Annotated in this window: 12 protein-coding genes and 3 pseudogenes; 14 read left to right on the top strand and 1 reads right to left on the bottom strand. The window is 50.0% G+C overall.

All coding sequences use genetic code 11. From position 1 onward, the window contains the following. Window positions 1–54 precede the first annotated feature (54 nt). The 4 genes and pseudogenes from ACP7E0_RS09360 to ACP7E0_RS09345 all read left to right on the top strand — a co-directional run. Window positions 55–342: a hypothetical protein gene (locus tag ACP7E0_RS09360; RefSeq protein WP_426124450.1), complete on the top strand. Its 288-nt coding sequence runs from the start codon at window positions 55–57 to the stop codon at window positions 340–342. A 1,730-nt stretch (window positions 343–2,072) separates the two neighbouring features. Continuing rightward, window positions 2,073–2,686, top strand: a pseudogene (locus tag ACP7E0_RS09355) (transposase); the annotation flags it as partial. Window positions 2,687–2,816: 130 nt separating this feature from the next. Next, window positions 2,817–3,850: pseudogene (locus ACP7E0_RS09350) on the top strand (IS110 family transposase). Window positions 3,851–4,181: 331 nt separating this feature from the next. Beyond that, window positions 4,182–4,790: pseudogene (locus tag ACP7E0_RS09345) on the top strand (DDE-type integrase/transposase/recombinase); the annotation flags it as partial. A 65-nt stretch (window positions 4,791–4,855) separates the two neighbouring features. Here ACP7E0_RS09345 and ACP7E0_RS09340 read toward each other — a convergent pair. Continuing rightward, window positions 4,856–5,185, bottom strand: coding sequence for a hypothetical protein (locus ACP7E0_RS09340; RefSeq protein WP_426124449.1), 330 nt, complete (start codon window positions 5,183–5,185; stop codon window positions 4,856–4,858). Window positions 5,186–7,173: 1,988 nt separating this feature from the next. Here ACP7E0_RS09340 and ACP7E0_RS09335 point away from each other — a divergent pair. The 10 genes from ACP7E0_RS09335 (at window position 7,174) to ACP7E0_RS09290 (ending at window position 22,125) form a co-directional block, all read left to right on the top strand. Further along, complete coding sequence (locus ACP7E0_RS09335) at window positions 7,174–9,483, top strand: glycoside hydrolase family 99-like domain-containing protein (RefSeq protein ID WP_426124448.1); 2,310 nt, start codon at window positions 7,174–7,176, stop codon at window positions 9,481–9,483. Between the two features lie 71 nt (window positions 9,484–9,554). Then, a complete protein-coding gene (locus ACP7E0_RS09330; protein ID WP_426124547.1) occupies window positions 9,555–10,283 on the top strand; it encodes an ABC transporter permease in 729 nt (242 codons plus the stop codon). After that, window positions 10,280–10,933: an ABC transporter ATP-binding protein gene (locus ACP7E0_RS09325; RefSeq protein WP_426124446.1), complete on the top strand. Its 654-nt coding sequence runs from the start codon at window positions 10,280–10,282 to the stop codon at window positions 10,931–10,933. The genes ACP7E0_RS09330 and ACP7E0_RS09325 overlap by 4 nt, the downstream gene beginning before the upstream one ends. Window positions 10,934–10,943: 10 nt before the next feature. Next, on the top strand, window positions 10,944–12,212 hold the full coding sequence (locus ACP7E0_RS09320; RefSeq protein WP_426124445.1) for a hypothetical protein: 1,269 nt from the start codon (window positions 10,944–10,946) through the stop codon (window positions 12,210–12,212). Between the two features lie 12 nt (window positions 12,213–12,224). Further along, on the top strand, window positions 12,225–13,319 hold the full coding sequence (locus ACP7E0_RS09315; RefSeq protein WP_426124444.1) for a hypothetical protein: 1,095 nt from the start codon (window positions 12,225–12,227) through the stop codon (window positions 13,317–13,319). After that, the gene (locus ACP7E0_RS09310) at window positions 13,320–14,684 is read left to right on the top strand and encodes a hypothetical protein (protein ID WP_426124443.1); all 1,365 of its coding nucleotides are present in this window, start codon (window positions 13,320–13,322) and stop codon (window positions 14,682–14,684) included. 236 nt (window positions 14,685–14,920) lie between these two features. Further along, on the top strand, window positions 14,921–15,784 hold the full coding sequence (locus tag ACP7E0_RS09305) for a class I SAM-dependent methyltransferase (RefSeq protein ID WP_426124442.1): 864 nt from the start codon (window positions 14,921–14,923) through the stop codon (window positions 15,782–15,784). 455 nt (window positions 15,785–16,239) lie between these two features. After that, window positions 16,240–20,367 (top strand): methyltransferase domain-containing protein, encoded by a 4,128-nt coding sequence (locus tag ACP7E0_RS09300; RefSeq protein WP_426124440.1) that lies wholly within the window; start codon window positions 16,240–16,242, stop codon window positions 20,365–20,367. Window positions 20,368–20,406: 39 nt separating this feature from the next. Further along, a complete protein-coding gene (locus ACP7E0_RS09295) occupies window positions 20,407–21,150 on the top strand; it encodes a glycosyltransferase family 2 protein (protein ID WP_426124438.1) in 744 nt (247 codons plus the stop codon). A 45-nt stretch (window positions 21,151–21,195) separates the two neighbouring features. Continuing rightward, window positions 21,196–22,125: an NAD-dependent epimerase/dehydratase family protein gene (locus ACP7E0_RS09290; RefSeq protein WP_426124437.1), complete on the top strand. Its 930-nt coding sequence runs from the start codon at window positions 21,196–21,198 to the stop codon at window positions 22,123–22,125. Window positions 22,126–22,132: the final 7 nt, after the last annotated feature.

The raw sequence follows: 22,132 nt of genomic DNA, 5'->3' as shown, positions 1-22,132 counted from the left end.
TGTTACTGCAAACCGACGGTGCGCGAGATCGGCGCCAGACATGGGGAGGGGCAATTGCGCCTCGTCCTGCAGCTCATGACTGGCACGAAGCAAAACGCTCGCGGACTGTATGCCGATATGCTCAAGGCGGTCTCGCGGTGTTTGCTCAAAACCCCGGAACTAATCAACCGGCGAACGCTCGTCGCCGACGTCGATTTCATCAACCTCGGCAGCCTTCGCCGGAAAGCCAAGGGGATGCGCTGCGGCATCCCGGCAAGCGATGTGCTGCTCATTTTGATTTCAGTAAAATTCTTCCAGCCCGTTCAGGGCGACCTGCTTGAGATGATTGGAGACGCCGCATGAAGTTTGAGGATTGGCCACCAAGGCCGTCGAGGACCGGATTTTGGAGATGGCTGAAGCGCTTCGGCTATCCGGCCAACATGAGCTGCTGCAGCCTAATCGTAGCCCGCTTGCCGATCGCATGTTCCGCGGGGCATTCCACCCGGCTGGTTTCCGGCGTATCGATATCCAATAGCAGCCTTCATTTCCCCCTGAACAAAGGTCAATTGATTTCGGCGGCTGTAGGCGATCCCAAAAGAACGAGCATTACTAGGAGAAGGTGAGGGGAACGCTTCGGTTTCTCAATGGAATCAAGGGGAGTTCAGGGGGGAGGTGAGGGTTTTCGAAATGAGGAAATGTTTCGGACGCCTGCGGCACAAGCTTCTCACGCAAATTTCATGAAAAAGTTTGGTGCTCCTGACAAGCGGCTTAATGCGATGGATGAGGTCAAAGTGGCTCCGACGATCCTCGGCATGTTGGTCAGATCAAGACTTACGTACTTCTGCGCATCCGGGCTGACGAGATCCACTCAAGATAAACCACGGTAACAACAAGCGGAAGTGGTCTTGGTTTTGAAGCGGGACCTGGATGCCTGTGGAAAAATTACGGTCCTTACAATCGTTTCGGAGTCGAGAGGTGTGGGCGGTGATGGACAAAGCCGCCTACACAGGCGCCTATTCCCCCGAATCAACAACGAAACGTCGGTAATGCGCTGAGGCGTCACCCCGTCGGGTGAGGTTATCCACAGGTAGTGACTCCTTCGAAAGAGGTAGGCACCCGCGTTTGTTGACCAACTGTCCTTAATCCGTTCGGCAACCGTTCTCGGGTGTTTTACACGAACCAAATTTTACAGATGTCAAGAGAACAAAGAAGACGGTTTGCCTAGCGACACCACGAACGTGTAGGTTTCGTTATGGCGTTCGTTTTTGAACAACGAGCGAGGGCGACGGGTTTGGGGCGTATCATGTTCGATCAGTCAAAAGACTGAGAGCACTGGCAATCAGCGCCACAACGAATATCCAACCATACGACATTTGTGAATCCTCCAAACTCGGTTGGAGCGCCACAATCGCAGGTTAACGTTGATTACGCGACGTAGTAAACGACGATAACATGTTGCTTCTCAGGACGATGGATCGAGCTATTGAAGCTAATTGCTTACGCATGGCAAGCTAATCCCGCCGGCGCGGGGAAACTTCCCGCTCAGTCAGTCCACCGTCGCAGCGGCTTCTGCCGGAGTGGTCATCTGCACACCCCGAGTCAGCTCGTTGCTGAAATATTGCATCGCCGTAATACTGAGGACTAAGCCAACAAGCAGGAAAACAATCCCTTTGCCAACGTATGCATTGAATACTGATCTCATGTTGTTTAATTAATCCGTGTTCCTCAAATGCTAATAACTCTGTTCTAGCACAGAGGTTCCTAAATAAGCCGATCTATCGTATATAATATACCGATGTATCCATTTTAACACACTGAGATTGCGTGCGCGATAGAAAATAGAACCCGCCACGCCTCCCTGCGATGTGCATAAGGCCGCCCGGTCCTTAATGGCTCGTTTCCCCTACACCCGGTGCCATTCTTCCGCATTGCCCAGTCCTCTGCCTTTTCCAAGCTTGGTCGGCTTCACAACCAAATCGCATCGGCGATTGGCAAGGGCGCCATACCAGTGCACATATCACAAAATGTAATGGCCCCATAAATATCCGGACACGATCTCCCACTTAACAAGTGTGCGAGGTAATGTGCCCATTATGACTAGTCACAATCCGAAGATGGAAGTCTTGTCCGGTCCTGAGCGCCGCCGTCGCTGGTCGACGGCAGAGAAGCTTGCCATCATTCAGGAGACATATGAGCCGGATGCTACGGTGAGCATTGTTGCTCGCCGCTATGGCATTCAGCCGAACCAGTTGTTCACCTGGCGTAAGCTCTCGATTCAAGGCGCTCTGACGGCCACGGCTGCGGAGGAGGATGTTGTCCCGGCGTCCGAATATCGCGCCCTTCAAAACCAGGTGAAAGAGTTGCAGCGTCTGCTTGGCAAGAAGACGATGGAAGGCGAGATTCTCAAAGAGGCGCTTGAGATCGCCACAGGCCCAAAAAAGCACCTGTTGCGCTCGCTGTCGTTGCCGAAGGGAAGTTCCCGATGACGGCTGTGTGCGAGACTTTTAGTGTTGCCCGGTCAAACATGGCTGAGCGAGTGAAACAGCGTCCTTCCAAAGCCCGTGGTCGGCCGCCGCTCGCGGATGATGATCTCGTTGATGAAATCAAAGCGATCATCTCCGAGATGCCGACCTACGGATATCGCCGGGTTCACGCGATCTTACACCGTAAAGCCGGCAGCGAAAGCCGCCCATGGCCGAACGCTAAACATGGGGTAATCGCGGCGCGGTGGTCCCAAGTCAAATTCTAGATGATGGCTGGTAAGGGTGGTTGCCCCCGATAAGATGGAAATACGGGCTCACGATTAGCACCGGGCCCAAACATCAATGGAGGCAACCATGGTTGAATATATAGGGCTTGATGTTTCATTGAAAGAGACTGCGATCTCGATCCGAAGGGACGGGAAGCGGATATGGCGCGGCAAGTGCCCCTCTGACCCAAAACTTTTGGCGGAAATGATCCGCAAACACGCCCCGCACGCCAAGCGCGTCGTATTCGAAACAGGACCGTTGTCGACATGGTTCTATCATGCGTTAACAGCCGAAGGGGTTCCAGCAATCTGCATCGAAGCGCGGCACGCACAAAAGGTCTTGGACGAGACGCTCAACAAGACGGATGCTAATGACGCGGATGGCTTGGCCCATTTGGCCGAAGCCGGCTTCTTCAAAGCAGTCCGAGTAAAGGCTTTCGATAGCATGCTGACACGAACGCTGGTGGCGGCTCGCAATCATCTCCTCAGCATCTCGACCCAGCTCAGCAATCAAGTCCGCGGCCTGATGAAAACATTTGGTCTCATCGTCCCCAAAGGGACGGGTCGGGTATTCGATGGCAATGTGAGAAAGCTGGTGGATGGGAATGACGGCCTGGCAAAGATCATATTGCCTCTGCCGGAGGCCTGGCGCGACATACGCAGGCGCGCGGCTGATCTTGATCGCCAGTTGCTCACAGCGGCGCGGGAGAGCCAGGAGACGAAGCTCTTGATGGCGATACCCGGGGTTGGCGCCGTCACCGCCGTCTCGTATGTCGCCGCGATCGAAAATCCAAAAAACTTCAAAACGTCGCGCTGTGTTGGCGCCTGGCTCGGGCTAACAACGCGTCGATACCAGTCCGGCGAAGTCGATTATGACGGCCACATATCTCGCGACGAGGCGACAATCATCTCCGAGGGCTGCTTTATGAAGCGGCGACGGTGCTTCTCACAAGAACCAGTGCCAGGACCGAGTGCAGTCTCAAAACATGGGGACATAAACTGCGCGAGCGACTGGGCTTCAAGCGTGCCGCAGTGGCAGTCGCCCGAAAACTCGCTGTCATCATGCACAGCATGCTCAAGACGGGGGGAGTGTTCAACGCATTGGCTGGCGCTACCGCATAAGCGAAACCAGCCTTCTCACCTCAGCGCGTCAAATCTGGTTTGAGGCACTGAGCGTCCGTGCCGCGGACGTGGGTTGGATCATTCCGTTATTCGCGTCGCCGCTCGCTTGAGACTGCGTGCTAAACATAGGAAGGTCCACCTGCGAAGACCCATTATGCGGCGACCATGTGTCGACCGCGGAGACAACGCTGCTCCCGGCACCGGATAGCACTGCAGAAAGTCACGCTGCTGAGGTTCGATCTAATCAAATAACGTGCACCGCTTTGCAGGCCCGCAATACGGTCGCGATACTGTGTTGCCAAACCACCTTGACTCCAGGATCGCTATTAGACAACGCGTCTATCGGGTGATGAAGGTGCACGGCCTGCTTCTCCAACGCCACACAGGTGCCATTGATAGCCGTCGCCATGACGGCCGTGTTGCCGTGGAGCACTCGAACCTGCGTTGGTGTTCTGACGGCTTCGAAATTGGCTGCGACAACAGAGAGAAGGTCCGCGTTGCCTTTGCTCTCGACTGCTGTGATCGTGAAGCCATCGCCCATGTCGCCACCACCCAAGGCATCAAGAGCGAAGACGTTCAGGACCTTGTCATCACCGCCGTCGAGAACCGCTTCGGTCGCATCAATACCCTTCCCAAGCCGATTGAATGGCTGACCGACAACAGCTCGTGCTTCATTGCAAAGGACACGAAATCGCTGCTGATGGACATCGGAATGGAGCCTTGCACGACGCCGGTTCGCAGCCCTCAGTCCAACGGAATGGCCGAAGCCTTTGTCAAAACATTCAAGCGCGACTACGTCTCGGTCAACCCCATTCCCGACGCAGAAACCGTCATCGCCCAACTGCCATTGTGGTTCGAGCACTACAACACGCTTCACCCGCACAAGGCTTTGGGATATCGATCCCCGCGTGAGTTCTTAAACCGTCAAACAGAAATCTGATCCTGTCCGGTTTTTATGGGGCAACTCCACAAAAGTTCCTCCGCCTATCAAGGGCCCTGGTTGCGCTAAGCATGTTGCTCACCTCCTAAACAGAGGTAAATACCAATAGCCCGTTGGGTTCCTTGAGCGGCGGCTTCCCCATCAGCCATTCGTTTGCCGCGATACAGATTTTGGGAAGCGGAGCGTTTACCAATCTCAATAGACTCGGCCACGAGTGCCGGTAGTTGTTTTGGAAGCTTGCCTCCGCTCGACTGCTCAAGGGTCGCCAGGGCGTTTTGCCAATCCGCACCGCTGGGTGTTTTCTTCTGCGCGAGAAACCCATTTGATGTGCGGCCTCGAATGATCTGGCGAAAGGCTGCTTCAACCGACGGCTTATTCTTAATTGGAGCAACCACTCGTATCCGCGCGGGCTTCTTGTCTGACGTGCACCCGTACACGGATATCCCGTGAGGCCGTCGCAGGTGGTACCAGCAGGAGGGTAAATAGGGTTGCACTCAAAAGGGCTTTCACGTCGTACATCTTTGGTGTTCTCACTCAGCCCTGCCTTGCTCGGGTGAACTGGTCGCTTATAGTTCGAATGCGCTTCGGAGTGTCTTCATTTCGTCGTCTGGGGTGGGCGTATCCATTTCACCTCCAAGTTGAATCACTTCATGGAAATCAAACATGGTGTGAAGCAGCAAACAAGATACGCGCTTAGGTCGATTTACCGAAAGCTGACATCAACAGATTGACGCGGCCCCATTCCGGGGGCTTTTCGCGTTAGGAAATAAATCGGCAGCGCCGATTGGTCCCAATTCTGGAAAGCCAGAAGCACACAAGGAAAGGCACCGACAGCGATTAGACCTACCGTCTTCCCGCAAGTGGCTGCAGTCGGTAAAGATCACCATGCCATTGCGCATTAAAGCGTCGACGCAGTCTTGCGTCTGGCAAGGAAAAAGAAGAACCAACCTTGATTGTCGGGTGATAGGACGCGTGGTGTTTGTAACTCTCGGCGGGGCGATCCTTCAATGCGCATTGCTCAAATCGGCAGCCAGACTTCGTCAACGCATCGGCGTTATAGCCCGCGCTCCCGAGGCTTGGAGGTGCAATGTCTCACGGACGTCATCCATTTCTACAGGTGCGCGGTGGTTTCCCTGTGTGGACACCTCGATGCGCCGCAAGCCGAGCTGGTGTCGATCAGGGTGAGAATCTTCTGACCCCGGAACGCTACCGGAGAACCAAGCGATTTTCTCAGGGTACACCGACAGTATGTGCTTCACAGAGATATACGTGGTTCATTTTATTTTACGATTCTGATCACACGGCCATTTCCATCTGATGTCACCACGGATTACTCGAAAAGAGGCTTTGGATGTTTTGGGCATGCGGCGTCTTTGGAAAATATTGAGGCCTGAGTATGGATGTGGGCGCGTCCATTAGATCTCAGGGGAATGAGGAAGGGGAACACCAGTACGCGAGCGCATATCGCTGATACAGTCGGAGTGGTGGCCGATGGGACCTCTATGCGCGATTTGCCGGGCACTGCGAGAATTCGCTTCGGCTCTCCTGGGGAAAATTCTCGCGGCGTTGACAGGCTGCCGCGACCATTTTTTTGTCTCGAGCAGTTTCGCAGGATTGCCACCAGATCCGATAACCAACGCCTCCTCTCAAGCCTTATTCGCGTAGGCTGCCGCAAAGGTTTGGTTATCCTACATTGTCAACAGAACCTTAAACTCTTGACTGTCATCGCCAAAAGTGCGAATCTTTTTTCAGAAGAGGAGGGCTTCCAAGGCGGAAACGTTTTGGGAGCTTTTTTGTTTGCAGTAAAAATCTGCGTGAGGTTGTCTTGGAAAATGATCAGGAACACTCTGTTCACCTTATGGGAGCAGCGGCGCCAAGGTAGCTTTAGGGGTTGAATTGGGAACTCGGTTTAATGCCCACGGTGATGTCGACACTGGAGTTGAATGCCATCTTGAGCACGGTTTATATTTCAACTTTTCCAGCAAGAAACATCTCGCTTCGGCGTGTGAAAGACCTACTAGCATTGCAGGCGCGAAGCTTGCGTTGGAAAGCACTGGCCAAACATTCTCGTTGTGGCAGCTCACAGCTCGGAGTGCTCTCTATGCGATTCGAGCGTTGATACAAGTTGCCGCCATCGTTGCGGAGAAGGATCTCAATTCAAACGTACCATGGCGGCACGACGGCGCCAGAGATCAAACTACCAACAGCACAAGAGAGATAAAAGTTGTCCAAACGCAAGAATTCCACAATTAAAGTGAACCTCTTGTCGAGAATCATTTCCAGAATTCTCCACGGAAAGCCGAACTCGATATTCGATGCGACTTGGTATCTCTCGACATACGAGGATGTCCGAGAAAAAAAGGTGGAACCCTGGAGACATTTTATGCGCTACGGTCTAAAAGAAGGCCGGCTGCCGCATCCGCTTTTTGATGAAAACTGGTACCTTGAAACTTATCCCGACGTGGGCAGCAGCAAATTTCTCCCTTTTGAGCACTATCATCGATTCGGCCAGAAAGAAAACCGCGCGCCTTACGTAGATGAGGAATGGTACGCCCGCGCGTATCCTGACGTGAAGGATAGTGGCCTTAGCCCCGCAATGCACTACCAGATCTACGGCCGCCATGAACGGCGGAAGCCATTTGAAAGCTTTGGTTCGGAAGCCGGAAAAAATAAGCCATTTTTGCTATTAAATTCTGACGCCGCAGTTGGTAGTAATTACGAAGTCGAATATAACGTCAGAAGTTATACAGCACATGATGGCAGGTTCTATCACGAATACGCCGGGATGGCGGTAGACCCCATAGGCAATGTAAACTTCAATGTAAAAACGATTGCGTTCTATCTCCCTCAAATGCACCCCATCTCGGAAAATGATCTTTGGTGGGGGAAGGGTTTTACGGAATGGGTGAATGTATCGAAAGCAATCCCCCGTTTCAACGGGCACTATCAGCCCAGACTACCAGGGGAGCTCGGTTTTTACGATCTTCGTTGCTTCGAAACGATGCAACGACAGGTGGAGTTAGCGCAACTATACGGCCTGCACGCCTTCTGCTTCTACTACTATTGGTTTGATGGAAAGAGACTTCTCGAGCGGCCGTTGAACATGTTCTTGGAGAACAAATCTCTCAACATTAACTACTGCATTTGCTGGGCGAACGAAAATTGGACACGTCGTTGGGACGGCCTCGAGTCAGACGTTCTGATCGCCCAAAACCACTCTGAGGATGATTGCGAGGCCGTCTTTAACGATTGGTTGCCCTATATATCTGACGAGCGCTACATCAGGGTCGATGGGAAGCCACTATTGCTAATCTATCGGCCCGATCTAATCCCAGACTTCGCGCGAATGAGCAATTTATGGAGGCAGCGGGCGCGGGAAGCAGGCCTGAATGGATTGCATATCCTCGGTGTTTCAGCATTTGGAACCACAGCATCCAACGTCGAGGGTGTAGATGGAACTTATGACTTCCCTCCGCATGGTGTGAAAGCGCCACAAGTCGTCACCGGCCCAAGACTAGATAAAAAGGCCAAGACGACGGCATTTTCATATCAAGGCGCGGTCGAGTACGTTGAGAACCAGTATTTGGCGCCTGGTAACGAAAATACTCGAGCTCACCCTGGAGCGCTTGTCGGATGGGACACTGAACCGAGAAAACCTGGACGCGGGGATGTGTTTCTTGGAGCGTCGCCAACCTTATTTCGGCGTTGGCTAAAGGCCGCCTTTCTTCAGGCTGCCCGTGGCAAAAATCCTAATTCGCGATTTGTTTTTATCAATGCTTGGAATGAATGGGCAGAGGGCGCCTATCTCGAACCGGATAGGCGTCACGGTTACGGCTATTTGACCGCCTTACGAAGCGTGGTGCGCGAATTCGGGATCGACAGCTCAGGGATACAGGCGCTTTGCGACGCACACAATTTGGGTGCACAAAAGGCCCGCGACAATGTCATCATACTACATCTTTTTTATTATGATCTTGTGGACGAATTCAATCTTTTCCTGGCCGACGTCCGGCAGTCGGAAAAAATTGATTTGGTCGTGAGCTTCCCTGAGCTTTGGTCGCCTGAGCAAGTTAGCGCAGCCTTGATCAAATTAAACCCACGCAAGGCATTCATTGCGGAGAATTGTGGGCGCGATGTATATCCGTTCGTGAAAGTCGGGCAGCTAATAATAGAAGATGGTTACAAATACGCGTGCAAAATCCACTCTAAAAAATCGACTCACCGCGTGGATGGAGATATTTGGAGAAATAATTTGCTCGATGGGCTTCTGTCCAAACAAGCTATAACTCAACTAAAGCGTAGCTTCTTTGGAAAAGAAAACATGGGAATAGCGGCGCCTGAAAGCTCCTTTCTGTCATTGAATGTTGAAAAATACGTGGATGGGAATGTAGCTCCTTTAAACTTTCTGGCAAACCGATTTGACATTACCGCCGGATATCGAAAAGGAGAATTCGTAGCTGGGACAATGTTTTGGTTTGATTTCGACACTTTGAAGCCAATTTTTAGGGCTAATTTGGGAGTCGCTGATTTCGGTATGGACATGGGACAAGTAGATGGTTCTCTCGCGCATGCTTTTGAGCGGTTTTTCACGGTATACGTCGAGGGAAAAGGTAAAAAGATGTTGAAGTTGAAATCCAGCAAGATTTCTTTCGACGTTGATGTGATCGTAAATTCGGACAGCAGAAAAATATAGATTGAACGAGCTTAAAATGGAGAGGCGCTAAATCAGTGTTGCGTAACAAAGCCAATATCATCGGTGCTCTCATGTTGAGAGACATGAGGACTCGCTTTGGTCGTTCCCATTTTGGATATATCATGGCGATCTTATGGCCTTTCAGCCATCTGGTTATTATGGCCTCTTCGATGGCTTATGCGCGTCGCTTTGTTCCGACGGGCGGAGACCCAATTGTAAACGCAGTGACAGGGATCTTGCCATATATTTTATGCCTCTACCCAGCTAGAATGATGGGGCAGGCAATAGAACTGAACCGAGCTCTTCTCTTTTTTCCAGTGGTTCGCGCCATAGATATTATGATTTCGCGAGCGTTAATTGAGATGTTCACTGCGTCAATTGTAGTGATACTTCTATTTTTTCTCGCGTTTCTTTTGGACGTAGACTTAATCCCGGTTAATATATACGCATTTGTCTCTGGTATTATAGCTACGATATTTCTGGCAATTTCTATAGGATTTTTTAGTAATATCGCCAAATCCGTATTTAAGATGTGGCAAATTGTTTTTATTTTATCGGTTATAGTGATGTATCTCACCTCGGGCGTCGTATGGAACATTTCGCTTATGCCTCGAGAGATGCAAGTAATTGTGTCGTATAACCCTCTTTTCCAAAGCGTTGAGTGGTTGCGATCGGCTTATTACGAAGATAGTTACTCGGAGTTTCTATCGGAAACATATCTTATAATGGTCTCAGCAGTTATTTTCCTTCTCGGTTTACTGGGGGAACGTTTCCTGCGTGGAAAACTGCTGTCGTCATGATAAGGCTCTCTCAAGTTTTTAAATACTTCCGCACAAAAGGCGGGACAAAAATCATTCTCGACCATGTATCGATGAACTTCCGGGCTGGCACATCCTATGGGATATTGGGTATCAATGGCGCCGGGAAATCAACAACTATGAGGATGCTTGCTGGTACGGAGTTGCCAAACTCGGGCCATATTAAACGCTCAGGGCGTGTGTCTTGGCCCTTGGGATTTGCTGGTGGATTGCATCCGTTAATGACGGGTCGGGAGAATGTCCAATTTGTTGCACGCATTTATGGGCAGAATCCGAGGAAAACTGTAGCCTTTGTCGAGGATTTTGCAGAGATCGGCGCGTATATGGACGAACCATATCAGAACTACTCCTCTGGGATGGCTCAGAGACTTGCGTTTGGTCTATCTATGGCGATTGATTTCGAGTGCTATCTGATTGATGAGGTGACAGCCGTCGGCGATGCCCGCTTTCAGGCGCGATGCAACGAGGAGTTCGCGAGCAGGCGCGCCCGATCGGACATCATCATGATTTCGCATTCGATGGAAACAATTCGCAATTATTGCAGCAGGGTTGTCGTACTCGCCCACGGTATCATGTATGAGTTTTCAAATGTCGACGACGCTATTGAACTGTATAACAAATTGAACGAATAGGCTCCTAGATATGGACAGCATTGCCACGTCTACAGGCGGAGCACTCATAGAAACGGATGCCTCTTCTCGATCTAAGGCAATTTCCATTGAGCTGCGACGTGTTGCTCGGACTGCTCGCATACCGCGCCCTGTCAGCAGCGGCGGCGGGGGGTTTCGTGCGCGGCGCACTGACCGCTTTTATCGAAGATTTTTCATTGGTAGTTTTGTGTTTCTTTTTGTGATGCCGGTTATCGTCGGCGCTCTCTACTTGTGGCTCATCGCGACGAACCAATATGTATCTGAGGCTCGCTTTTCCGTTAGTTCCGGCCAGCAGAATGGCCTAGAGGCGCTTTCAAGTCTGGCATCAGTTCTCAACTCAGGACAGTCCAGCGACGGACAAATCATTGCCCAATATGTGAAAAGCCGAAGTATTATAGTCGAGTTAGAGAAGACCTTCAATCTAAGGCAGATGTTCCACCCCGGTACTTGGGATTTCCTCGCCGAAGCGCCTAAGGAGATGTCGATCGAGAAATTCAATGATTATTGGAATGGTCGAGTCAAGCTGAATGTAGACCAAAGCAGTGGACTGGTTACCTTGCAGGTGCGCACTTTCTCTCCCGCGGATAGTTTAGCTCTGGCGCAAGAAATAACGCGGATTTCGGAGAGAATGGTAAACCAGCTCACGCGCCACAACGAAGAAAATACTTTGTTAGAGACCTCGCGAGAGTTGAAGCTCTCCAAGGACCGGCTTGAAGCCGCGGTTGGAGCCATGCGAGATGCGCGCATTGCAGCCGGCGTGTTGGACGTTGACCTGACAGCTAACAGCTTTTCTGAACTGCTGACCCAGCTTTATGTTGAGTTGTCCAAAATTGAAACGCAGGTGGATACGCTTAAAAATAATGACGCGCTTGAAACGCCGATGCTTGCTTCGTTGCAAGCGCGTTCTAACGCTTTACGCAAGCAGATTTCCACCTATGAAAGCCGCATCGCAGGGCGGCCTAGCAATGGTGAAGAAGGTGAGACCCTCGCCGCCCATGCGAGCGTGTTGGCGGACAAGCAAGTCGACCTGACCATCGCACAGAACGAATACGCGCTTTCTGTTTCTTCTTATGAAAGTGCCCGCTTACTATCGGAACGACAACGTGCCTATCTCATGATTTACGTGCAGCCGAGTTTGCCAGAAGATTCGGTGTATCCTCGGCGCGGATTAGTATGGACTGCCGTTATCGTCCTATCTTTTTTGGGGTGGGCGTTGGTCGCAGGCATTGCCATCCTTGTGCGCGACAACACTGCAGCGTAGAGGGACGTCGGTATGCATTTTTTTGTAGATCATGACAGTGGCTCCTCGATCTCTGGGTGGGTTGTTCCGGATAATCCCGGTGATGTGCCAACCTTTGTCGTCAGGGTGCCGGGACGGCCAGATGTTACGATGTCTGCGAATGTTCTTAGAGCGGATCTTCGTGACTTAGGCCTTCATTCAACTGGGCTTGCTGGTTTTAATATTGATGAGCAGTATGTTGCGGATCTCGCGGAAATCGTAGATGTAACCATCATTGATGCACGGTCCGGTATACCCATCTATCGGCGGCCGGATCCGGCTCAACATCTTGAGAGAAAACTGCTTTTTATCGACGTCTCAATCTTTCCACAAATTCGAATAATTAGACGCGTTATGGCACATTTCGCATTATCTTATCCGGTGGTTGATAGGCTCCCTATTGAAACGATCAGCGCGGTCATGGCAAATAAAGCTGCCTCCTCGATTTTCGTTACAGGTCAACCCAACTGGAGCAGGCATGGAAGTCTCGCGCGTGAAAAAGAATATGTAACGGCAGCACTCCTTCGGGATCCGTTTGAAGATTTGGCAGAACGATTGCTCTTTATCGCGCATTTAGCAAAGCGTTCGAACCGAAATGCTCTAAGCCCTTCGTTAGAAAAGTACGAGGAGGTACTGCAGCTTATTGCGGAAATGGAGTTTTCCGATCGAAAATCTGTACTCACTGGCTTTCGAAAGATGGCACCAGAGTCCCGGCGGCTTTTTCGCTCTCCTATGACAACAGTATTTGGCGGTGGACCCGAGTCGGAATTACAACGACGCAACGTGAGCGTAGCATTAGATAGCCTAGCGCAGTTCGATGTCGTTGGTGTACGGCCCTTGTATGATGATTTTGCGTCCATGCTTGATGCATCGTTGGCGGCGCCGATCGTGCAGGGAAGCCAACTTGAGATATTACCCGGCACCTTGGAGTTGGCGGCGAATTTGGGGGAACTTGGCCTCGTTGCGGATTTGCTTGATGAGGATATTGCACTTTACTCCTTCGCTTGTGAGGCGGTGGAAGCTGGTCTAAAAATAGCGCTTGAACACGGTAGAGCGAATCTGCCAGCGCAATCTCCGGAAAACATCTAGATGCAAACCCCACAGAAAGACCGCGGCATTGAACACGCGGCGACATCTACCGAATTTGAGGTGGGGAGCGTGCGTGCAGATGAGGAAGCTTTAGCGCTGAAAGATAAAAAAATAGAAGCCACCGAAGGTAAATCAAACTTAACAACGGCGGCACGGCGTCTAGCGGGATTTCGATTTATGAAGTCCACGGGTGAATATATTTTGGCCCGTGGTGTCAGAGAAAGGCACGAGACAGCAAAGGGCGGCGGCGTTGGACGAATTCTTACTGGCAGTTTTTTGCTTCTTGTTGTTTTCCCGCCTCTGATCGCGTTTTTTTACTATTTTCTTATCGCATCGGATGTCTATGTCGCTGAAACAAAGCTGACAATTCGAGCTGCATCGGACAGCACCGCGAAGTCCTCGACAATGTCAGGAGGAGCGAGTTCGATAATCGGCAAACTTGGCTTAGGACAGAGCGGTTCGCCTGCACAGGATTCGCGAATTATTCTCGACTACCTCAGAAGCCGCGCTGCTATTGAGGATGTGGGGGGGCGTACAACATTGGCCGCATTATACGATAAACCCACAATTGACTGGCTATCTCGCCTAAACTCCAAAGATTACGCTGAGGAGTTGACTGCCTATTGGCAACGCAAGGTCACAGCGTCGGTGGATACGGTCTCAAACATCCTTACTGTACGGGTGAGGGGTTATACAGCCGATGATGCACAGTCATTGGCACAGAGGCTTGTCTCATCGAGCGAAGCCTTGATCAATCGCATCTCCCGGCGCAGCCGCGAAGATGCTTTGCGTCGCGCGCAAGAAGAAGTTACACGGAGCATGACGGAGTTGGCGGATGCTCGCCTACAGTTACTCACGTTGCAGCAGAATACCGGGTCTATCGATCCCGCTCAGAGTGCCAAACAAATAGCCGCCTTGATCTCAACGCTTACACTAAAAAAAATACAACTGGAAAGTCAGCTTGCAGTATCGGATTCGACAGGTGTAAAGGGGCGGCCTGGTGACAGATACGTGCAATCTAGTCTGGATGTTATCAAAACTAAAATACGAGATTTGGAAGCGATGCTGACAGGAGACAAGGCGTCGTCCGTGTCCATGCAACTTAAGGACTTCGAGCTGTTAAAATTGCGGCAGGAGTTTGCCGAACAAATCTATACCCTTTCGCGCGCAAGCTACGAAGAGGCGAGACGCAACGTGGAGAAACAGCAAATTTATCTGGTTGTGGTGGTTCCCCCTTTCAAGCCAGAGCATGCGCTTTTCCCTCGTGTATTTCTCGACACACTCCTAGTTTTGTTAGGGTGCCTTGTCCTTTGGTCAATTGGTGCGCTATTGGTCGCCAGTGTCAAGGATAGTACGGAGCTATAGCGTCAGTTTCGTAATTCTAAAATGAACCGATGGACCGTGCTGTGGAGTGATGTTGTATTTGAGATGGAACCAGAGATCTCCCTAACGAAGTTTTAGGAATCTTGGCGCTTCGACGGAGGCGCGCATAGGGGTTGAGTAGATACTTGGGCGGGCAGATCTGCCAAGGAGTAGCGAATTTTCTACGGAGCGAGCCGGTCTGGTGTCAAAGAGCCGGGCTAGCGTGATGGAGAGCGTTTATGAACAATTTTGAGTATATTGCTGAGCAACTTCAGAAGGTTGAGGACGCGGCGGATGTCGACGACAGAATAGCGGTTTATCGAGAGCTTCGGAAGTTGGGGATCAATGATTTCTTGGGGACGCTGTGGCGCATGCCGGCAATGGAGTACCCTAGAATTTCAGGTATTCTCCCAAGTATGGCTTCAATCGACGTGCAATCGAGTTGGACCGGATCGAGTGGTCCGATCTTAATGAATCAATCCGTCTCCTTCGCCAGAGCTGCGACCTTCAATTATGCCGAGATAACCGGCTCGTCCCTTAAGGGGAAAAAGATCCTAGATTTCGGATGCGGCTATGGCCGATTGCTTCGCGCTTTCGCGTATTTCAGCGACGATGTTCATGGCGTTGACCCCTGGACTGAATCCATTAGGATCTGCCACGAAGCTGGCTTAAAAGACAATGTATCGATTTCAGACTACCTTCCGACTTCGCTCCCCGTACCGGTCAATTTTGATTTTGTTTTCGCGTTCTCGGTATTCACCCATCTAAGCGAGCGAGCCACGAAGCAGTCTCTCTCAACCATTCGCCAACATATGAGATCTGGCGCGGTCTTGTGTATTACGGTTAGGCCGATCGAATATTGGAGGGCAGTCTACCGCGATAAAACCGAAGCTTTCTTTGAGGCTGTAGAGCATGCGCATCGATCCGTAGGATTTGCCTTCGTGCCCCATCATCGCGATGCAATTGACGGCGACATTACCTATGGTGACACGTCAATGACGATTGATTATCTGCTTTCAATTGCGACCGACTTCAAACTTGCATCCGTCGACAGATCGGGCGATGACGAGATGCAAAGATACGTATATCTGAAGGCCATATGAAACCAGTGCGCTCCTATTTGATGGCTGCAATGATCTCATGGGTATTGGCTTTCAGAAAATTGACATTGTTCCTGTTGGTCTATGCGAGGGTCGTTGACGGCGGTCTTCAGTCAATAACGGAACTAAGGAAGCCGGTAACGAAGTACACTTACCGGCACCAACCGCTCACATGCGCACCAGGTTCCCAGCAGATTCGGTGTATCGTTTGCTGCGAATATGAACGATTTGAGCAATTTGATATGTTTCGACGATTTATCGGATTTAGATTTGGAATGGCTGATGATATGTCGGGGCACAATCAACTTACGGGGAAAAATCCAGAGGCAATGACAAGAACGCTGTAAGATTGAGGATTGCAAGAATCCAAAGGAATGTTCAGCTGGAATGAACAAAGACACCGACGGGGGCACCGCGATTGGTTCGGGTAATTGCGATTTGTGTGGGGGAGTATAGGGTTGAACGCTTCTAATTTTATCAACCTGTTTGGATTGTCCAGAGTGCTGCATATCGGATGCGGAAACGGGGAGCTCGTACAGCAGTTTCTATCTGCAGGTCAGGAAGCATTCGGAATTGATCCGGATCCAATGATTGTAGAGCATGCCATAAGTAAGTGCGGTGATCGTGTAACAGTTGGTTCTGGTCTCGATGCAGACCTAGGGATTTACCAAGCGGATCTGGTATTAGTTACAGAGCCGATTGGTAGCTGGGATGATGAGCTGATTTCAGCGTTCTTGTCACGATTGCTGGCTGCCACTCAGGGGGCTCTATACTTCCAAATTACGCTGGGTGCTGATAGCATCGGTAGTCCAGGGCGCAATCGAGCTTGGTGGGAACATACCATAATCTCAGCGGGGTTTCGCAAGCATCCTCGCCTATTCAAAGCTATAAATTATAGTGACATAGAGATGGAACAGGTATCGACGCTTATATTTGAAAGCGTTGATGCTAAAGTTCAACAAAATTATCCCCTAATCAGCCTCGCGGCCGAACGCAGCCTTCATATGGATATGTCGCGGGAAGGCGGCGTAAGATCCGATGCTCACATAATACGTTACTTCGCTGCGGCTGCGTTTATTCGTGCGGGGGACAGAGTTTTGGATGCAGCGTGCGGTCTCGGGTACGGCGCGCAGATTCTTTTTGAAAATTCCTTGGCCGGCGAGGTAGTAGGCGTCGACAACAGCCAATATGCCGTGGACTACGCGACACAGTCTTTCGCCTCGATTCGGACGGGGTTGAATTTTGTGAAAGCTGATTTGCCTGATTATATCGAGGAATTAGAGGAGGGGGCTTTCGATTTTATTGCAAGCTTCGAGACGTTGGAGCATCTTCGCGAGCCAGCTAGATTCCTAGACGCATGCTTCCGTGCTTTGACCCCCGGTGGGCGGTTGGTAGTTAGCGTGCCAAATAACTGGACGGAAGAGGACGGCAAGGATCCGAATCCCCATCGTTTTCAGGCATATACGTGGGAACGTTTGCTTGACGAGCTTTCCAATCGTTTTCTCGTTGAAAAGACCTTTGCTCAAAGTGCTAGTCGTCATAAGCGCAATGGCGCATGGGTAACCGCTGGCCGCGAATGGAGTGAGGTTCCAGCGGCAAATCCTGGGGTCAAAGATTGTGAGTGGTGTGTGGCTGTTTGCATGCGGCCGCCTCTTGCCGAAACCAAGGCAGAATATCGAGAAAAACTATTTCCTAAAGAAGCGTCAGACCGCAAACCAAATTTGCTAAACTTCTCTCAAGAATACAGCAATCCGTGGCTTATGAGGAGCATGGTATCGATTGGTGTGAGGATGAGCGATCCTTTAGAGTTGAGCAAACTCGCCGAGAAGGTGAAGAAGACGTCGACTAACTGGAACGAGCGGGCCGCCGCGCTGTGTGTTCTATCTTATCGAGAATTAGACATTTTCAGCGGTTTTCCACGAATAAGAAAACTGTTGGTGGAGATACAGGATTTATTAGAAGCTGTTGGTAAAATGTCGCCGGCTAAGGTTCGTTGGGTCACGTCACTCACTTTTGTGTCCGCGTTGCTTCACTTGACACTCGGAGAATTGGTCAAGGCAGAAAAATTATTCGGGCAGACTGCGGATATGCCGTTTGACCAATACTCAAGCCTGCTTGCTACCAAAACGGTGGAAGCTTCGTTTAGAGCAGGCGTTATGGCGTTCGGACGGGGAGACCGCGCCAAGGCACGCTATCTTTGGCGGCGAGGGCTCGATATAGCCAGAATTGCAGTTGGGGTGGATTGGGAAGCAGATTTTGGTAGTCTGGATCACCCTCCGGATTTCGCGTTAAGAGAAATGACTGCGGTACTTGACGCAGGCACACGGTGCGCAACTGCCCTAAGCGTTCTTGTGGATGGAGAGCAGCGACCAGAAGCTGTAGCGAGAATATTCTACAATAAGACCTCTCAGATCAATTCACTGACGAGCACGGCGTTCGACGCTGCCAATAACCTGCAGCGATATATTAGCGATAAAAAAAATCTAATGCACGCGATCGATACTTTCCAAGCCGACATTGCCAAGCTTGATTTGGAGCTTGAAGAAAGTCGGTTGCGTGAAACGCAAGACCAAATCAGGATACAAAAATTGCTAGAATCTGAACGAGACGCTTTAAAAATGCTGTCTTTGTATAAGGCAAAACTTTCTCAAGAGAGATACTCTCACTTCAAGGAAAAAGAAAAAAATGAACTCGAGAACAAAACTCTTAAATTAATTATAGAAATGGAAAACCATGTATATCAACGAAATATACAGTTGGCAAAAAATAGTTTAAGTGTTCAAGATGAAGTCTTGATGAAGTATCAGCGTGTCGTCGAAGACGTATTGGCAAATTCTGCCTACTTGGCACAGTTTATAAATAGAAAAGCTCTACCCCTGTCGTATTCTGGGATTGCTGAGCGCGTCCGGCGAAAATTGAGTGGATCAACCCAATTGGTGTTCGATGCCACCAACGAATTGCAAAAATCCCTGTCGGCTCTAGCTAGCATTGGTCAAACGCGCGATTTGAGCCACCTCGATCCGTCGCTCGATAGGGTGCTGGAGACATCTCCTGCGCTCCATGCGGCGTTGATTCACGATTCCGGACTATTCGACCCTCAATGGTATCGAAATGCAAATCCTGACATAGGGGATATGGATCCCTTTTACCACTTTTTGAATCATGGAGGATTCGAGGGACGTAAGGCAAGTCCTGAGTTTGATACTAGGCAGTATGTAGAGCAGTATCCCGACGTTCGGGAGACGGGACTTAACCCATTGGTACACTACATTGTACGCGGGCTTCCCGAAGGAAGGCTATTGGGTCGAGATGAGAGATTGCTCTCGCTAGCGCAAGAAGTGATTCGCGATAACTCGCAATTCGAGCCGGATTTGGTTGCAACAGTTGAGTTCTCCGATCTTAAGAACGTTCCATGGTTCAGAAGCATTAGGGGCGACAAATTTGCGTCAGTTTGGGGTGCGATCTACTCATCACTTAAGAGTTCCTACACGCATTTTATAATAGCGCCCTGGCTGACACATGGCGGGGCCGATTTGGTTGCGTGCAACCTAGTCAAAGCCGCGATCACCCGGCATGGTGCTTCTAACGTGCTTTTTATTATTTCCGACTACGCTGATGTAAGCGCCGGATCATGGCTACCTGCCGAAGCGAATATATGTGTCTTTTCTGAATATGACGCTGACTTGCAGCATGAAGAACGGATACAACTGCTAGAGGCGCTAATTTTGGCCCTCAGGCCAATATCGGTCATTAATGTTAACAGTCGTGCCGCTTGGGATGCGTTTGAGCGTCGTGGAAAAGCTCTATCTAATATATCAAGGCTATTCGCAACACTATTTTGTAAGGACTATACGAAAGATGGACAGCCTGCCGGATACTCGAGCACTCATTTTCGTTCGTGTCTGCCATATCTCTCTAAGGTGTATGTTGACAACAAGCGATTTAGCGAAGAACTCTCCTCCGAGTATGGGCTTACAGAGAGCTATAGAAAACGGCTAATTGTTCTTAAGCAGCCCGTCTCTGATGATGTGCATTCGCGGTCCCAAAAAGATTGGGACGTCTCCGGGCGTCCAATCCTTTGGGCAGGGAGATTTTCGCGTCAGAAAAATGTTGAATTGCTCGTGTCAATAATAGAAATGGCACCACATTTGCAATTTCATGTCTACGGTCGAGGTGACGAGGAGTATAATGATATGCTCGTTCAAGCTAACGACAAACTAACTAATCTTACTTTAATGGGCCCTTACGATTCATTTGGAGCGATCCCTCTGGAGGATTACTCGTGTTTGCTGTTTACGTCATTGTGGGAAGGGACGCCCACAACGATCATTAATGCGGCAATGGCGGAACTGCCCATAGTGGCATCGGATGTCGGCGGAGTTTCTGAACTCGTGGATGGTTCTACAGGATGGATTATCGATAATGTTGCTGACGCGAATGCCTATATTCAGGCCTTGGACCAGGTTCAATTAAACCCCAGTGAGGCGAAAGCCCGTTGTGGTACGATGCTTGAAAGAATTAAGGAAGCGCATAAGTGGGAAAAATTCCTTTTCGACCTGTCATCGTGTGATGGGTTTCTTGAGTGAATCGTATCTTCTGATGTGGATTTTACGCATGGGGCTAAAATGAGTGATTTTGATATCAGTGTAATTATAAACGGCCATAAAGAGGGGCTTTTGGCGAAGCCTTCTTTGCTAAGTCTCTCTCAAAATGTGATGATGGCCGAAAATTCTGGACGTAGTGTGGAAGCAATACTGGTTCTCGATCGACCGGATGACGGCACCCTCGAGCTGTTTAGCGAGTTTGCGGCAGAACATTCTTGGGCCCGGCTATTAGCGGTGGACTTTGGAGATTTAGGCTTGGCGCGCAACGCTGGAGTAGACGCTTCGGCAGGAGAATGGATCGCCTTTTTGGATGCTGACGATCTATGGGGTGCCAACTGGCTCGTCAGTGCGCTAAAAACCGCGAGAATGGACACGAGAATGGTCGTTTGGCATCCCGAGCTTAACGTTTATTTCGGACACGATCCACATGTATATCAACACATTGATATGGAAGATCCAGACTTTACTCTCTCGTCTCTTGCACTTTCTAACTGTTGGACTGCCCTTTGTTTTGCGAAGCGAGATATGCTGATTCGTATACCGTATAGAATGACAGAAATATCAAAACAGATTGGTTACGAAGACTGGTCTTGGCATTTGGAAACAATTTCTCATGGAGTGATCCATAAAATTGTCCCAGGAACTGGTCATGTTATTAGGAGAAAGCGGGCATCGCTTGTCGCTGAAACTAATTCGGCGAGATGCATGCCGCGGCCATCTGACCTGTTTTGCAACGACATCGATCAACGTTATCTTGGGGTCTAAAGGCCTTGATTCACGGAATTTTTGGTTAGCGGTGAGATATTAACAGTGATTGCAATATTTGGAGGAGATGGCTTCATTGGTCGTCATCTAACCACCCGGCTGTTAGCCGGGGGGGAGAAAGTCAAAGTTTTTTCCCGACGCTTCGACGGAGTGCTGGACAAGAATACAACGGATTATGTCCAGTTCATAGAAGGTGATTTCTTTCACCCGATGGATCGCGCTAATGCTCTTGTTGGAGTGGAAGTTGTCGTTCAGCTAATATCCACGTCAAGCCCAGGGCTGAAAAATGATTTTGCTATTGCTGATATACAAGAAAACGTGATTCCCCATGTAGAGTTTATTCAGGAATGCATTAGGAGCGGCGTAGAAAAAATTATATTTTTATCTTCTGGTGGCACCGTATACGGACCGGATGCAAAAGTACCAAGTAGTGAGGATAGCCCAACCAATCCAATTAACTCCCACGGCTTAACAAAATTGGTGGTCGAAAAATACCTTGGAATGTTCGGATTTGTTGATGGGTTAAATAGTATAACACTTAGAGTTTCTAATCCTTACGGACCTGGTCAACAGTTGAAAAAGGGCCAAGGGCTTGTTCCTGCTATTCTTCGAAATATCAGCTTGGGAGAACCTATAAAGATCTTTGGTGACGGCAGCGCGAGGCGCGACTACATATTTATCGATGATTTGATCGAGGCAATTCTACACGCAATAAAGCATAACGCGAAGGGCGGTGAATTGTACAACATCGGAAGTGGTGAGTCTCGTTCTGTTCAGGAAGTAGTTCTTGCCATAGAAGAATCATTAGGGATCCAGATTGAACGGGAATATCTGGCGGCGAGGCCCACCGATGTGGATGTTGCGTATTTGAACACAACTAAGGCTCAGGATGTGTTGAAGTGGCAGCCAAAGGTTTCGTTCAAAAAGGGAATAGAGAAAACTATCGCTGATTTTATGTTAGCAAGAAGTCGATGAATATAGT

This window comes from Pararhizobium sp. PWRC1-1, assembly GCF_049897905.1.
GTDB lineage: Bacteria > Pseudomonadota > Alphaproteobacteria > Rhizobiales > Rhizobiaceae > Pararhizobium.
The sequence above is the reverse complement of the archived record's forward strand: the minus strand, read 5'-3'. Positions and strand labels throughout refer to the sequence as shown.

Bases quoted from the DNA above. Each gene is read 5' to 3' on its own strand.
- ACP7E0_RS09295 (WP_426124438.1), top strand. From the start codon at position 20,407: ATGAGTGATTTTGATATCAGTGTAATTATAAACGGCCATAAAGAGGGG.
- ACP7E0_RS09325 (WP_426124446.1), top strand. From the start codon at position 10,280: ATGATAAGGCTCTCTCAAGTTTTTAAATACTTCCGCACAAAAGGCGGG.
- ACP7E0_RS09310 (WP_426124443.1), top strand. From the start codon at position 13,320: ATGCAAACCCCACAGAAAGACCGCGGCATTGAACACGCGGCGACATCT.
- ACP7E0_RS09305 (WP_426124442.1), top strand. From the start codon at position 14,921: ATGAACAATTTTGAGTATATTGCTGAGCAACTTCAGAAGGTTGAGGAC.
- ACP7E0_RS09315 (WP_426124444.1), top strand. From the start codon at position 12,225: ATGCATTTTTTTGTAGATCATGACAGTGGCTCCTCGATCTCTGGGTGG.
- ACP7E0_RS09335 (WP_426124448.1), top strand. From the start codon at position 7,174: ATGCGCTACGGTCTAAAAGAAGGCCGGCTGCCGCATCCGCTTTTTGAT.
- ACP7E0_RS09320 (WP_426124445.1), top strand. From the start codon at position 10,944: ATGGACAGCATTGCCACGTCTACAGGCGGAGCACTCATAGAAACGGAT.
- ACP7E0_RS09330 (WP_426124547.1), top strand. From the start codon at position 9,555: ATGTTGAGAGACATGAGGACTCGCTTTGGTCGTTCCCATTTTGGATAT.